The sequence below is a fragment of the Micromonospora sp. NBRC 110038 genome (assembly GCF_020884815.1).
In the GTDB taxonomy this organism is placed as follows: domain Bacteria; phylum Actinomycetota; class Actinomycetes; order Mycobacteriales; family Micromonosporaceae; genus Micromonospora; species Micromonospora haikouensis.
Genome location: NZ_BBOL01000001.1, coordinates 508,787 through 521,888, shown reverse-complemented (window position 1 = coordinate 521,888; position 13,102 = coordinate 508,787). Strand labels below are relative to the sequence as shown.

The following is a 13,102-nucleotide window of genomic DNA, read 5'->3' as shown; positions in this document are numbered from 1 at the left end:
ACAGAGTGCGTTAACAGGGGCCCTTCCTTACATCCAGGCGGCCGGCAGGACGCCGGCCGGCTCCCCGGCGGACCGCACCGCCCGGTAGTGGCCGATCAGCTCGTCGCCGACGGCCGACCAGCTCCGCCGCGCGACGAGGGCCCGCGCGGCGGCCCCGTACGCGGCCCGACGGGCGGGGTCGGCGGCCAGTTCCGCGACGGCGTCGGCCAGCGCCACCGGGTCGCCGGGCGACACCAGCAGGCCGGTGACGCCGGGCTGGACGAGGTCCACCGGGCCGCCGCTGGCGGGTGCGACGACCGGCACCCCGCTGGCCGCCGCCTCCTGGATCGTCTGGCCGAAGGTCTCGTGCGGCCCGGTGTGCACGAACACGTCGAGGCTGGCGTAGAGGCGGGCCAGCGCCGCGCCCTGCTGCACGCCGAGGAAGGTCACCCCGGGCAGGGCCCGTTCGAGGTGCCGGCGGGCCGGGCCGTCGCCGGCCACCACCACGCGCACTCCGGGCAGCCGCGCGGTGGCCGCGAGCAGGTCCACCCGCTTCTCCGGGGCCAGCCGGCCGACGTACCCGACGAGGACCCGGCCGTCCGGGGCGAGCGACCGGCGCAGCGCCGGGCAGCGGTGGTCCGGCCGGAAGCGCTCCGCGTCGACGCCGCGCCGCCACAGCCAGATCCGCTCGACGCCGTTGGCGATGAGGTCGGCGGCGGCCCGGGTGGACGGGGCGAGGGTCCGCCCGGCCGCGTTGTGGATCTCCCGGAGCCGACGCCAGGCCGCCGCCTCACCCCAGCCGACCCGGTACGCGCGGGCGTACGCGGCGACGTCGGTCTGGTAGACGGCGACGGTGGGCAGCCCGTGCCGGGCGGCCAGGGTGGCGGCGCGGGCCCCCAGCACGAACGGGCTGGCGAGGTGCACCACGTCCGGCCGGTGGGCCAGCAGCGCCTCCGCGAGCCGCCCGCCGGGCACCCCGAGCCGGAACCCCCGGTAGCGGGGCAGCGGCACGCTCGGGATACGCACCACGGGGTACGGCTGGCGGTCGGCCGCCGCCCGGCGCGCGGCCGGCGGGGCGGGCGCGATGACCAGCGGCTGGTGCCCCCGGTGCAGCAGGTGCTCGGCGCTGCGCACGACGGAGTGCGCCACGCCGTTGACGTCCGGGGGAAACGACTCGGTCACGATGGCGATCCGCATGGCCTCACCGTGCGGGCGGCACGGATGCGCCAGGCGACGGGCCGCTGACGGCCCGGCGAACAGTACGGCACAACCCGGCGGCGGTGCCGCCCGGCGGGTCAGACGTCGTAGCAGGCGCCCGCGCGGACCACTTCCAGCGGCCCGTCGTACGCCGTGCCGGCCGCCTCGACGGTGAGCGCCTCGCTGCCCCACGCGGCGACCAGGTGGGTCAGCAGCAGCCGCCCCACGCCGGCCTTGGTGGCCGCCTCGCCGGCCTCCCGGCCGGTCAGGTGCAGGTCCGGCGGGTTCTCCACCCCGTCGAGATAGCTGGCCTCGCAGAGGAAGAGGTCGGCGTCCTGGGCCAGCCGCAGCAGCGCCTCGCAGGGCGCGGTGTCGGAGGAGTAGCAGAGCACCCGGCCGTCGTGCTCCAGCCGCACGCCGTACGTCTCGATCGGGTGGTTCATCCGGTCGACGGTGACGGTGAACGGGCCGATCGGGAAGGTGCCGGGCTGGAGGCCGTAGAACTGGTAGACGTCCTCGACGGTGCTGTCCTCCTGGCCGTAGGCCAGGGCGAGCCGGTCCGGTGCGCCGGAGGGGGCGTAGACGGGCAGGGCCGGGTACGGGCCGTCCGGGGCGTACCGCCGCACCACCACGTACGAGGCGGCGTCGAGCATGTGGTCGCAGTGCAGGTGGGTGAGGAGGATGGCGTCCGGGGCGTGCAGCCCGGCGTAGCGCTGGAGGGTGGAGAGCGCGCCGGAGCCGAAGTCGACCAGCAGCCGGAAACCCTCGGCCTCGACCAGGTAGGCCGAGCACGGGGAGTCTGGTCCGGGAAAGCTCCCGGCACAGCCGAGGACGGTCAGTCTCATGGAGTCGTCCCGCTGTCACATACCGTAGTCGTCACGTCGGCCGCCGCTCCGTCGATGATCTTTACCGACGCGTACGACACGCTGCGCAGCCTACGCTGACGCACCCCGGGGCAAGAATCATCTGCTGGAAGTTGTCACGAACGTGACACCCCCGGCCCGCCTCCGGGTCAGTGACGACGAACGGGCCGCGCCGGTCACCCGGTCACGGCCCGTCAGCGTCGACACGCCCGTCAGCGCCCCGTCGGGCCCGTCGGCTGGCCCGTCGTCACGCCCAGAGCTGCCCTTCCAGGGCCTCCTCGGCGTCGGCGAGGGTGCCGCCGTACGCGCCGGTGCTCAGGTATTTCCAGCCGCCGTCGCAGACCACGAACGCGACGTCGGCGCGGCGGCCGTCGCGGACCGCCTCGTGCGCCACCGCGAGGGCGGCGTGCAGGATCGCCCCGGTGGAGAAGCCCGCGAAGATCCCCTCCACCTCGACGAGCTGCCGCGTGCGCAGCACGGCGTCCCGGGTGCCGACGGAGAACCGCCGGGTCAGCACCGTGGCGTCGTAGAGCTCCGGGACGTAGCCCTCGTCGATGTTGCGCAGCCCGTAGACCAGCTCGCCGTAGCGCGGCTCGGCGGCGACGATCTGGATGCCGTCGACCTTCTCCCGCAGGTAGCGGCCGGTGCCCATGAGCGTGCCGGTGGTGCCCAGCCCCGCCACGAAGTGGGTGATCGTGGGCAGGTCCTGGAGCAGCTCCGGGCCGGTGGTCTCGAAGTGCGCCCGGGCGTTCGCCTCGTTGCCGTACTGGTAGAGCATCACCCAGTCGGGGTGCTCGGCGGAGATCTGCTTGGCGGTGGCGACGGCCTGGTTCGAGCCGCCGGCGGCCGGCGAGAAGATGATCTCCGCGCCGTACATCCGGAGCAGCTGGACCCGCTCGGTCGAGACGTTCTCCGGCATGACGCAGACCAGCCGGTAGCCCCGCAGCTTGGCCACCATGGCCAGGGAGATGCCGGTGTTGCCGCTGGTCGGCTCCAGGATCGTGTCGCCGGGGCGCAGCCTGCCGTCGGACTCCGCCCGGCGGACCATGAACAGGGCCGCCCGGTCCTTGATGCTGCCGGTCGGGTTCCGGTCCTCCAGCTTCGCCCACAGCCGCACCGGCGGTGCCCCCTCGGGCACCACCGGCGACAGCCGCGGCAGCCCCACCAGGGGCGTGCCGCCGCAGGCGTCCAGCAGGCTGTCGTAGCGCGCCATCGCCGGCCGCCTCAGCGGACGACGGCGCGCGGGGTCACCGAAGGCGGAACGACCGCCGCCGCGGCGCTGTGCGAGGCGATCGCCGCCGCCGCCGCGAAGCCGAACGCGCCGCCGGCCACGGCCGGCAGGATGGTGACGCTGTCGCCGTCGTTGAGCTTGGCGTCGAGCGCGCCGAGGAAGCGGACGTCCTCGTCGTTGACGTAGACGTTGACGAACCGGTGCAGCGCGCCGGCGTCGGTGACCAGGCGGGCCCGCAGGCCGCCGTGCCGGGAGTCCAGGTCGGTCAGCAGGTCGCCCAGGGTGTCGCCGGCGCCCTCGACGACCTTCGCGCCGCCGGTGTACGTGCGCAGGATGGTAGGGATGCGAACCTCGATGGCCATGGTGTCTCGTACTCCTTGTTCGGGTGTGCGGTCTGCACGGTGACGGGAAGAGAGGGAATGTCGCGGGGCCGCTGGGTCAGCGGTCGGAACACTCGTAGTCGACCGTCGCCGGGCTCTGCCCGAACATGTAGGACTGGACGGCGTGCGGGTCCACGGCGGCGTCCACGATCTCCACCGGCTCCTCGGTCACCACGCCGTCGACGATCCGGAAGGAGCGGATCTCCTCGGTGTCGGGCTCGCGGGTGGAGACGAGCAGGTAGTGCGCCCCCGGCTCGCCGGCGAAGGAGATGTCGGTGCGGGAGGGGTAGGCCTCCGTGGCGGTGTGCGAGTGGTAGATCACCACCGGCTCCTCGTCACGGTCGTCCATCTCCCGCCACACCCGCAGGTGCTCCATCGAGTCGAACTCGTAGAACGTCATGGAGCGGGCGGCGTTCTCCATGGGGATGTGCCGGGTCGGGGTGTCACTGCCGGCGGGACCGGCGACCACGCCGCACGCCTCGTCCGGGTGGTCCCGACGCGCGTGGGCGACGATCGCGTCGATGATCGACCGGTCGATGCTCAGCACGCCGCCCAGCCTAGCCCCTCGCCGACGCCCGCAGCGAGGTGGCACGGGTCACGGTCAGTCGATCATGGCGTTGAGCAGGGATTCCTGGAGATAGCCGAGATAGGCGTAGACCGAAAGCTGGAACACCCGGCTCGACGACGGGTCGGCGGCGACCGCCTCGTCCAGCTCCGCGCCCAGGTCCGTGCCGTCCTTGATCTCCAGCCGGACGCCCATCGCGAGGCGGGCGTCGTTGAGGGCCCGCAGCCACGCCTCGGCCGCCTCGGCGTCGAGCTGCACCTCTCCACCGGCGGAGTCGGGCAGCGCGGCGAGGATCGCCCCGGCCTGGTCGATCTTGCCGGTCTTCAGGTCGCCCTCGGTGTACTTGCGGAACTCCGCCGTGCCCGCCGAGTCGTCCGGGTAGACCTCGGGGAAGAGCCGGCCGACCACCGGGTCGGTGTGGTCGAAGCCCTCGGTGAGCAGCCCCACCACCTCGGAGGCCACCTTGCGCAGCACCCGGACCTCGTCAACGGCCAGCGTGGCGACGTATCGCTCGCCCCGGCGACGGAACATGCTCACGACCTCTCCACCGTGGCCCACAGCCCGTACGCGTGCAGCTGCGCCGCGTCGTGCTCCATCCGCTCCCGGGCCCCGCTGGAGACCACCGCCCGCCCCTTGTGGTGCACGTCCAGCATGAGCTTCTCGGCCCTCTCCCGGCTGTAGCCGAACAGCTTCTGGAAGACCCAGGTCACGTACGACATCAGGTTGACCGGGTCGTCCCACACGATCGTCACCCATGGCCGGTCGGAGACCGGCACCTCTTCGGTGTCCGGGGTCTCGACCGGCGCAACCTGCGGAGCCGCCATGCCCCCCATCGTGCCACCGGTCGCGGGGAAGCGATGAACCGGAACGCCGGACGGGCCCGGATCGGCCGCCGGGCCGGCGCACCGGGCCGGCCCGGCCGGGCACCGCCGCCGCGCGGCGGGCCCGCCGTCAGGCGAGCAGGATGCCGTGGTCGAGGGCATCGGCCAGCACCGTGGCGAGCGAGAGGCGGACCGCCTCGAACCGCCGGGACACCTCCCGGGTCAGCTCCAGCTCGACCTCGCGCAGCGCCCGCTGCGCCCAGGCCCGGGCACCGCCCGGGTCGTCGTTGCCGGGGCCGCGCCAGCGCTGCCAGCACGGGCCGGAGAGCGCCACGGCGACCGGCGGGAGCACCTCGGCGCGCTCCGCGCCCGGGTAGCCGCGCAGCGCGTCGGCCGCGCCGAGGCCGGCCAGCTCCGCCACCGCGGCGGTGCTGGTGACCAGCAGCACCCGGTCGAGGCCCCGGCCCGCCGAATGGTCGTCGAGCCCGAACCGCACGGCCTCGACGATCCGCCGCCGTACGCCGTCGGAGACCGGGCCGCCGAGGACCCGCTCGGCGGCGTCGTCGCAGATGCCCCGCACAGCCCGGTCGCACAGGGCGGTGGCGAGCAGGGAGAGCGCCTCCAGCTCCCGGTCGAGCAGTTGCGGCAGCCCCGCGCACCCGACCCCGAAGACGATCTCCTGCACCACCCGCAGGTGCGTGTCGGCCAGCTCCAGGGCGACGTCCTGCCGGATCCGCTGGGCGCAGGAGCGGGCCTGCCGCTCGAGCTGCCCGGCCCAGTCGGTCGCCTCCGCGCCGGGCAGCACCGGCACCCGGTCGTGCGCGCCGGGCGGCTCCGGCGGCTGGGCGCTGCCCCGGCGCAGCCCCTCGTCGGCGGCCCACCCCACGATGGCCCGGCGCAGCGCATCGATGTCGTCCGGGCGGGCCGGGTGCCACCGCGCCCGGGCCAGCCCGGGCACGGCGGCGAGCAGCGCGGCGCGGTGCGCGGCGACCACCGCCCCGGCCGGATCCACCGGCCCGGCCAGCTCGGACGGCCCGGCCAGCTCAGCCAGCTCGGGCGGCCCGGGCGGCTCGGGCGAGTCAGCCGGCGCGGGCGGCGCGGCCCAGCCCGACAGCCCCGGGGTGACGACGACGAAGACCTCTGCCGACGAGCCGGCGACCTCGGCCAACAGGTGCCGCTCGGCGGCGGTGAACGCCTGGTCGGCGGCGATCACGAAGAGCAACGCCCCGGCCCGGCCGACCGCGTCGAGCAGCAGCCGCCCGCCGGCGAGGCCGAGGGTCCCGGTGTCGGGCGTGTCGACCACGGCGAAGCGCCGCAGCAGCGGCTCGGCGACGGTCAGCTCGACCCGGCGCGGCGGTCGGGCCAGCGCCGGGCCCGCCGCCGAGCCGTCCGGCGCGTACGCGTGCGGCTGCCGGTAGCCCGGCACGTACGCGGCCCGCGTCGACACCCGGGCGTGGTCGACCAGCAGCCAGCTCCCGGGTGGCACGGCGAGCCGCTCCGGGGCGAGCCCCAGCAGGGCGGCGAGCACGTCCCGGCGCGCGGCGCCGGCCGGGCCGGCGGCGACCACGGCGATGGGCTCGCCCGCCGGCGGCTCGGTGACCCCGAGCCGGGTGGGCAGCGGGGCGCGGCGCGGCGGGGCGGCGGGACCGCCCGGCTCGTCGGGCACGTCGACCCCGGGGAGAGGGCCCGGCTTCATCAGCGGCCTCCCGGTGCGGGCGGCCGCGGGGGACCTGGCCGCGTGGATCATCCGGCGGTGGCACCCGGATGCGGGAAGATTACGCCTTTGGGACAGCCCGACCGCGCCCGTCGGATACTCACCGGTAATCGACAGGTTACTCAACTTCTCCGCGTGACGGTGCCCGCACGGACGGATGACGGTCGATATGCTGCCCGGATGAGTCGGTGGGACTTCGTCGGCCGCCGCGCCGAGCTCGACCACCTGCTGGTCGCGGCGACCGGCGCGGCCGAACGCGGGCTCTTCCTCAGCGGCTCCGCCGGGGTCGGCAAGAGCCGGCTGCTGCGCGAGGCGCTCGCCGCCGTCCCCGCCGACGGGCACGCCGTCTGGTCGGTCTCGGCCAGCGCCACCACCGCTGCCCTGCCCTTCGGCGGCATGGTCCAGGTGCTTCCCGCCGAGCCGCCGCAGGGGCTCTCCCCCGCCGGCGTGCTGCGCTGGGCGGTCGGCCAGCTGCAACAGCAGGCCGCCGGGCGTCGCATCGTGCTGGCCGTCGACGACGCGCACCTGCTCGACCCGCCCTCGGCCGCGCTGGTGCACCTGGTCGCCCGCGCCGAGAACACCACGGTGATCGGGACGCTGCGCGACGGCGAGCAACTGCCGCTGCCCATCCGGGCACTGTGGACCGACGGCCTGGTCGACCACGTGGAGCTGGCCCCGCTGGGGCGCTCCGACACCGTCGGGCTGCTCGCCGCCATCCTCGGCGGCCCCGTCGACGCGGGCTCCGCCGACCGGCTGTGGCGGCTCTCCGGCGGCAACCCGCTGCTGCTGCGCGAGCTGGTCATGGCCGCGCCGGCCGACGAGCTGACCCGCACGTACGGCGTCTGGCGGTGGACCGGGCGGCCGGCGCTGGCCCCCAGCCTCACCGACCTCATCGACACCCGCATCGGGCGGCTCACGCCGGGGGTGCGGGCGGTGCTGGAGCTGGTCGCCTTCGGCGAGCCGCTCGGGCTGCACCTGCTCGACCAGGCGGTGGAGCCGGCCGACGTGGAGACCGCCGAGGAGCGCGGGCTGATCGCGGTAAAGCACAACGACCGCCGGATCGACGTGCGGCTGGCGCACCCGCTCTACGGGGAGATGATGCGCCGCCGCTGCCCCGTCAGCCGCACCCGCCGCCTGCAGGCCCGCCTGGCCGAGCTGCTGGAGGCGGTGGGGGCCCGCCGGCGCGACGACCTGCTGCGGGTGGCCGTCTGGCGGCTCGACTCCGGCACCGCGCAGGACCCGGCGCTGCTGCTCGGCGCCGCCGCGCAGGCGTTCGCCCGGTACGACGTACCCCTGGCGACCCGGCTGGCCCGGGCGGCGCTGGACGCCGACGGCGGCTTCGACGCCGCGGAGCTGCTGGCCACCCTCCTGATGTTCGCCGACCGGCCGGAGGAGGCGATCGCGATGCTCGACTCCGTCGCGCCGGACGCGAAGGAGCAGGCGAGGTGCGTGCGGTGGCTGACCGTCCGCGGGATGGTCAGCTACTGGGGGCTCAGCCGGGAGTCCACCGTCGACGAGATCGCGGCGCGCGGCGCGGAGCTGGGTGACGCCGCCGGCCAGGCCCGGGTGCACGCCTTCGAGGCGATCATGCGGCTGCACCGGCTGGACACGGCGCGGGCGGTGCGGCTGGCCCAGGCGGTGCTGGACCGCCCGGCCGCCGGCGTGGCCGCCCGCGAGCTGGCCCGCTGCACCCTCGCCCACCTCCAGGCCGCGCAGGGGCAGTTCGCCCGCAGCGGCGCGGCCATCGGGCAGGTGCAGGCCGAGGCGGCCCGCTGGCGCGGCGACATGCCCTACCTCCAGCTCGCGCTGGAGCTGGCCCGGGGCACCCGGCTCGCGCTCGCCGGCGACCTGGCCGGCATCGACGCCATCGTGGCCGACGAGTTCGCCGACCTGGCCGGGGCGGGTGACTTCCGGCTCGGCACCGGCTATCTGGCGATCCTCCGGGCGTACGCGGCACGGCTGCGCGGCAGCAGCGGCACGGCGCTGAAGACGGCCCTGGAGGCGTGCGCGGTGCTCGCCACCAGCCGGGTGTACGCGGGCCTGGCGCACGCCGAGCGGGCGCAGGCGGCGGCGCTGCGGGGCGACGCCGCGCACGCCGCCGAGGCGATGGCCGAGGCGGACCGCACCCACGCCCCCGGGATGGCGGTGCTCTACCCCTGGCTGGAGCAGGCCCGGGGCGCGGTGCTCGCCGTGGGCGGCGACCCGGCCGGCGCGACCAAGCACCTCGCCGCCCTCGCCGACCGGCTCCGCGACGACGGGCTCATCGGCCACGAGCTGCTCGTCCTGCACGACCTGGTGCGGTTGGACGCCGCAGCCACGCCCGTGGGGCCGACCTGCACCGACGGCGGCCGGCGGACGGTCGCCCAGCGGCTCGCCGAGCTCAGCGAACGGGTCGACGGCCCGCTGCCGCCGCTGCTGGCCCGGTACGCCCGGGCCGCCGTCGCCGGCCCGGCCGACGACCTGCTCGCGGTCGCCGACGGCCTCGCCGCGCTGGACCTGCGGGTCTGGGCCGCCGAGGCGGCCGCGACGGCGGTGCACCGGCTGCGCGCGGGCCGCTCCGGCGCGGCGGTCGCCGCGCACGAGCGCCTCGGCGAGCTGCTCGGGCTGTGTGACGAGGTCGACACCCCCGCGCTGCGGCTCGGGGAACCCGCCCTGACCGAGCGGGAGTGGGAGGTCGCCCGGCTCGCCGCCGAGGGGGTCACCAGCCGCGCCATCGGCGAGCGGCTCTTCCTGTCCAGCCGCACGGTGGACAACCACCTGCACCGGATCTACCACAAGCTCGGCGTGACCGGCCGGGCCGAGCTGCGTGCCGCCCTGCGCTGGCTGCCCGGCTCCGCCGGCGGGCGGATCTCCCCGGGCTCCGTCGGCGGCCAAACCCTCCCCGGCCCCGACGGTGGACGGCCCTTCCCGGGCCAGGAGGGCGAGCCGGGGAGGTGAACTCTAGGCTGGGCAGGTGAGCACCTTTCGCCCCGCGCTGCTGACCGACCACTACGAGCTGACCATGGTCAGCGCCGCCCTGGCCGACGGCACCGCCGACCGCCCGTGCGTCTTCGAGGTCTTCAGCCGTCGGCTGCCCACCGGCCGCCGCTACGGAGTGGTGGCAGGCACCGCCCGGCTGATCGACATGATCCGCGACTTCCGCTTCTCCGCCGACGAGGTCGACTTCCTGCGCCGCACCGGCGTCGTCGACGACACCGGCGCCGACTGGCTGGCCCGTTACCGCTTCACCGGCGACATCGACGGATACGCCGAGGGCGAGCTGTTCTTCCCCGGCTCGCCGATCCTCACCGTCTCCGGCGGCTTCGCCGAGTGCGTCGTGCTGGAGACGCTGGTGCTGTCGGTGCTCAACTACGACTGCGCGGTCGCCGCGGCCGCCGCCCGGATGGTCACCGCCGCGCGGGGCCGCGCGCTGATCGAGATGGGCTCCCGGCGGGCCCACGAGGAGGCGGCCGTCGCCGCGGCGCGGGCCGCGTACCTCGCCGGGTTCCGGTTCACCTCCAACCTGGCCGCCGGCCAGCGCTACGGCATCCCGACCGCCGGCACCGCCGCGCACGCGTTCACCCTGCTGCACGACGACGAGCGGGCCGCGTTCGCCTCGCAGGTCGCCACGCTGGGCAAGGACACCACGCTGCTGGTCGACACGTACGACATCAGCCAGGGCATCCGCAACGCCATCGCCGTGGCCGGGCCCGAGCTGCGGGCCGTCCGGATCGACTCCGGCGACCTCGCGGTGATCGCCCAGCAGTCCCGCGAGCTGCTCGACTCGCTCGGCGCCACCGAGACGAAGATCATCGTCTCCGGCGACCTCGACGAGTACGCCATCGCCGCGCTCGCCGCCGAGCCCGTCGACATGTACGGGGCGGGCACGGCCGTCGTCACCGGCTCCGGCGCGCCCACCGCCGGGCTGGTCTACAAGCTGGTCGAGGTGGCCGGGCGGCCGGTGGTCAAGCGCTCCGAGCACAAGGCCACCATCGGCGGCCGGAAGGTCGCGGTACGCCGGCACAAGCCCACCGGCACGGCGACCGAGGAGGTCATCGTGCCGCAGGGCGTGCCCGACCGGCAGCCGCACGACCGGCTCCTGCAGCGGACGTACGTGGCCGGCGGCGAGCCGGTCGAGCCGCCCACGCTGGACGAGTCGCGGGAACACCTGCGGCAGTGCCTCATCTCGATTCCCTGGGAGGGCCTCAAGCTCTCCGCCGGTGACCCGGCGGTCCCGGTGACCGTCGTCCCCGCCGGCTGACCGCCCCGCCCGCCACCGATCTACTAGCGAAGGAGCACCCCTGGCATGGCGAACGCGCTGATCATCGTCGACGTGCAGAACGACTTCTGCGAGGGCGGCTCCCTCGCGGTGGCCGGCGGCGCCGGCGTCGCCGCGGGGATCTCCCGGCTGCTGGCCGCCGAGCCCAACCGCTGGGACCACGTGGTGGCGACGAAGGACTACCACGTGGACCCGGGCGTGCACTTCGGCAACCCGCCCGACTACATCGACTCCTGGCCCGCGCACTGCGTCGTCGGCACGCCCGGCTCGGAGTTCCACCCCGAGCTGGCCACCGACCGGATCGAGGCGATCTTCCACAAGGGCGAGCACGCGGCGGCATACTCCGGCTTCGAGGGGCACGCCGCAGACGGCGAGCGCCTCGCCGACTGGCTGCGCGCCCGCGGGGTCGACCGGGTCGACGTGGTCGGCGTCGCCACCGACCACTGCGTCCGGGCCACCGCCCTGGACGCCGCCCGGGAGGGGTTCGCCACCACCGTGCTGCTCGACCTCACCGCCGCCGTGGCACCCGAGACCCTGGACGTCGCCCTGCGGGCGATGGACGGCGCCGGGGTGGCGATGACCGGCACGCCGGTGATCACGGCCACCTGAGCGGGTAAACCACTGGCGGGTGTCACACCCCCGGTCGAGGATGTCGGGCGGAGGTGTCCCACCGTCGTGAACATGTCGCCCTACCGGCAGGCGCTCGCCCTGCCCGGCCTCCGGTCGCTGCTGCTGGTGTCCGTGCTCGCCCGCGTCCCGCTCACCGCGACCGGGGTGACCATCACCTTCCACGTGGTGCTCGACCTCGGCCGGGGCTACGGCGCGGCCGGCCTGGTCGGTGCGGCGATGACCGTCGGCGCGGCGCTCGGCGGCCCGCTGCTCGGCCGGCTCGTCGACCGGCGCGGCCTACGGCCGGTGCTCGTGCTGACCACCGTCGCCGAGGCGATCTTCTGGTCCACCGCGCCGACGCTGCCGTACCCGGTGCTGCTGCCGGCCGCGTTCGTCGCCGGCCTGCTCGCCCTGCCGATCTTCTCGGTGATCCGGCAGTCCATCGCCGCGCTCGCGCCGCCCGAGCACCGCCGCCCGGCGTACGCGCTGGACTCGATGTCGGTGGAGCTGTCGTTCATGGTCGGCCCGGCCCTCGCCGTGGCGATGTCCACCGCCGTGTCCGCCCGGGTCACCCTCTACGCGGTCGGCGCGGGCATCGTCGCCGCCGGCGTCACCCTCTGGCTGCTCGACCCGCCCACCCGCGCCGCCGACGAGCCCGCCACGCAGCGGCGACGCGTGCCCCGCCGGGAGTGGCTGACCGGCAGGCTGGTCGCCGTCCTCGCCGTGAGCCTCGCCACGACCCTGGTGCTCGGGGGCACCGACGTCGCGGTGGTCGCCGTGCTGCGTGCCGGCGGCGAAGTCGGCTGGACCGGGGTGGTGCTCGCCGCGTGGGCGGTCGCGTCGCTGGTCGGCGGCTTCGCTTACGGCGCGGTCAGCCGCCCGGTCTCGCCCCTGGCCCTGGTCACGGTGCTCAGCCTGTGCACCATCCCCGTCGGGCTCGGCGGGGCGCACTGGTGGCTGCTCTGCCTCGCCCTCGTCCCGGCCGGGATGCTCTGCGCGCCGACGCTCGCCGCGACGGCCGACACGGTCAGCCGGCTCGTCCCCGCCGACGTGCGGGGCGAGGCGATGGGCCTGCACGGTTCGGCGGTGACGGTCGGCATCGCCCTCGGTGCGCCGCTGGCCGGCGCGGTCATCGACGCTTCCGCCCCGCCGTGGGGCTTCGTGGTCACCGGCGCGATCGGGCTGCTGGTCGCCGCCGCCGTGCTCCCCGCCGAACTGCGCCGCCGCACCACCCCGACCGTGGCCACTCCGGCCGTGACCACTCCAACGGTGGCCGCCCCGGCTCCCGCGGCGGACCCGATCCCGCCGCTTCCGGCCGAACCGGTCCCCGCGTCACCGGCTCCTGCTGCACCGGCCTCCGCCGCCACCGGCGTCACCGGTTGACCCGCTGGGCACGGTGACACGGCGTGCACGGTGACACGGCGTGCACGGTGACACGGCGTGCACGGTGACACGGCGTGCACGGTGACACGGCGTGCACGGTGA

General features: G+C 75.7%; 12 protein-coding genes. 4 read left to right on the top strand and 8 right to left on the bottom strand.

All coding sequences use genetic code 11. The features are described 5' to 3' along the window. Positions 1–27: 27 nt before the first annotated feature. The 8 genes from LPU61_RS02185 to LPU61_RS02150 all read right to left on the bottom strand — a co-directional run bounded on the left by LPU61_RS02185 (position 28) and on the right by LPU61_RS02150 (position 6,732). The gene (locus tag LPU61_RS02185) at positions 28–1,176 is read right to left on the bottom strand and encodes a glycosyltransferase family 1 protein (RefSeq protein ID WP_043962177.1); all 1,149 of its coding nucleotides are present in this window, start codon (positions 1,174–1,176) and stop codon (positions 28–30) included. A gap of 98 nt (positions 1,177–1,274) precedes the next feature. Beyond that, positions 1,275–2,021, bottom strand: coding sequence for an MBL fold metallo-hydrolase (locus LPU61_RS02180; RefSeq protein WP_043962176.1), 747 nt, complete (start codon positions 2,019–2,021; stop codon positions 1,275–1,277). Between the two features lie 265 nt (positions 2,022–2,286). Further along, positions 2,287–3,252, bottom strand: coding sequence for a PLP-dependent cysteine synthase family protein (locus LPU61_RS02175; protein ID WP_043962174.1), 966 nt, complete (start codon positions 3,250–3,252; stop codon positions 2,287–2,289). 11 nt (positions 3,253–3,263) lie between these two features. Beyond that, positions 3,264–3,632 carry a MoaD family protein gene (locus tag LPU61_RS02170; RefSeq protein ID WP_043962173.1) on the bottom strand — a complete coding sequence of 123 codons (369 nt, stop codon included), beginning with the start codon at positions 3,630–3,632 and terminating at the stop codon, positions 3,264–3,266. Positions 3,633–3,708: 76 nt separating this feature from the next. Beyond that, positions 3,709–4,197: a Mov34/MPN/PAD-1 family protein gene (locus tag LPU61_RS02165; protein ID WP_043962172.1), complete on the bottom strand. Its 489-nt coding sequence runs from the start codon at positions 4,195–4,197 to the stop codon at positions 3,709–3,711. A gap of 54 nt (positions 4,198–4,251) precedes the next feature. Beyond that, on the bottom strand, positions 4,252–4,746 hold the full coding sequence (locus LPU61_RS02160; RefSeq protein ID WP_198956472.1) for a DUF2017 domain-containing protein: 495 nt from the start codon (positions 4,744–4,746) through the stop codon (positions 4,252–4,254). A 2-nt stretch (positions 4,747–4,748) separates the two neighbouring features. After that, entirely contained in the window at positions 4,749–5,039 is a 291-nt protein-coding gene (clpS, locus tag LPU61_RS02155) for an ATP-dependent Clp protease adapter ClpS (protein ID WP_043962170.1), read from the bottom strand. A gap of 127 nt (positions 5,040–5,166) precedes the next feature. Further along, the gene (locus LPU61_RS02150) at positions 5,167–6,732 is read right to left on the bottom strand and encodes a hypothetical protein (RefSeq protein WP_229403924.1); all 1,566 of its coding nucleotides are present in this window, start codon (positions 6,730–6,732) and stop codon (positions 5,167–5,169) included. Between the two features lie 198 nt (positions 6,733–6,930). Between LPU61_RS02150 and LPU61_RS02145 the strand changes: the two genes are divergently transcribed. From LPU61_RS02145 to LPU61_RS02130, 4 genes are all read left to right on the top strand, one after another. Then, the gene (locus LPU61_RS02145; protein ID WP_229403923.1) at positions 6,931–9,687 is read left to right on the top strand and encodes a LuxR C-terminal-related transcriptional regulator; all 2,757 of its coding nucleotides are present in this window, start codon (positions 6,931–6,933) and stop codon (positions 9,685–9,687) included. A 16-nt stretch (positions 9,688–9,703) separates the two neighbouring features. Continuing rightward, positions 9,704–10,990 (top strand): nicotinate phosphoribosyltransferase, encoded by a 1,287-nt coding sequence (locus LPU61_RS02140; protein ID WP_043962169.1) that lies wholly within the window; start codon positions 9,704–9,706, stop codon positions 10,988–10,990. A 45-nt stretch (positions 10,991–11,035) separates the two neighbouring features. Next, on the top strand, positions 11,036–11,617 hold the full coding sequence (locus LPU61_RS02135; RefSeq protein WP_229403922.1) for an isochorismatase family protein: 582 nt from the start codon (positions 11,036–11,038) through the stop codon (positions 11,615–11,617). A 72-nt stretch (positions 11,618–11,689) separates the two neighbouring features. Beyond that, a complete protein-coding gene (locus LPU61_RS02130; RefSeq protein WP_229403921.1) occupies positions 11,690–13,000 on the top strand; it encodes an MFS transporter in 1,311 nt (436 codons plus the stop codon). Positions 13,001–13,102 lie beyond the last annotated feature (102 nt).

What these genes read in the sequence shown, in the direction of transcription:
- LPU61_RS02180 (WP_043962176.1), bottom strand. Translation starts at nt 2,021, where the DNA reads ATGAGACTGACCGTCCTCGGCTGTGCCGGGAGCTTTCCCGGACCAGAC.
- LPU61_RS02130 (WP_229403921.1), top strand. Translation starts at nt 11,690, where the DNA reads ATGTCGCCCTACCGGCAGGCGCTCGCCCTGCCCGGCCTCCGGTCGCTG.
- LPU61_RS02135 (WP_229403922.1), top strand. Translation starts at nt 11,036, where the DNA reads ATGGCGAACGCGCTGATCATCGTCGACGTGCAGAACGACTTCTGCGAG.
- LPU61_RS02170 (WP_043962173.1), bottom strand. Translation starts at nt 3,632, where the DNA reads ATGGCCATCGAGGTTCGCATCCCTACCATCCTGCGCACGTACACCGGC.
- LPU61_RS02150 (WP_229403924.1), bottom strand. Translation starts at nt 6,732, where the DNA reads ATGAAGCCGGGCCCTCTCCCCGGGGTCGACGTGCCCGACGAGCCGGGC.
- LPU61_RS02185 (WP_043962177.1), bottom strand. Translation starts at nt 1,176, where the DNA reads ATGCGGATCGCCATCGTGACCGAGTCGTTTCCCCCGGACGTCAACGGC.
- LPU61_RS02175 (WP_043962174.1), bottom strand. Translation starts at nt 3,252, where the DNA reads ATGGCGCGCTACGACAGCCTGCTGGACGCCTGCGGCGGCACGCCCCTG.
- LPU61_RS02145 (WP_229403923.1), top strand. Translation starts at nt 6,931, where the DNA reads ATGAGTCGGTGGGACTTCGTCGGCCGCCGCGCCGAGCTCGACCACCTG.
- LPU61_RS02160 (WP_198956472.1), bottom strand. Translation starts at nt 4,746, where the DNA reads ATGTTCCGTCGCCGGGGCGAGCGATACGTCGCCACGCTGGCCGTTGAC.
- clpS (WP_043962170.1), bottom strand. Translation starts at nt 5,039, where the DNA reads ATGGCGGCTCCGCAGGTTGCGCCGGTCGAGACCCCGGACACCGAAGAG.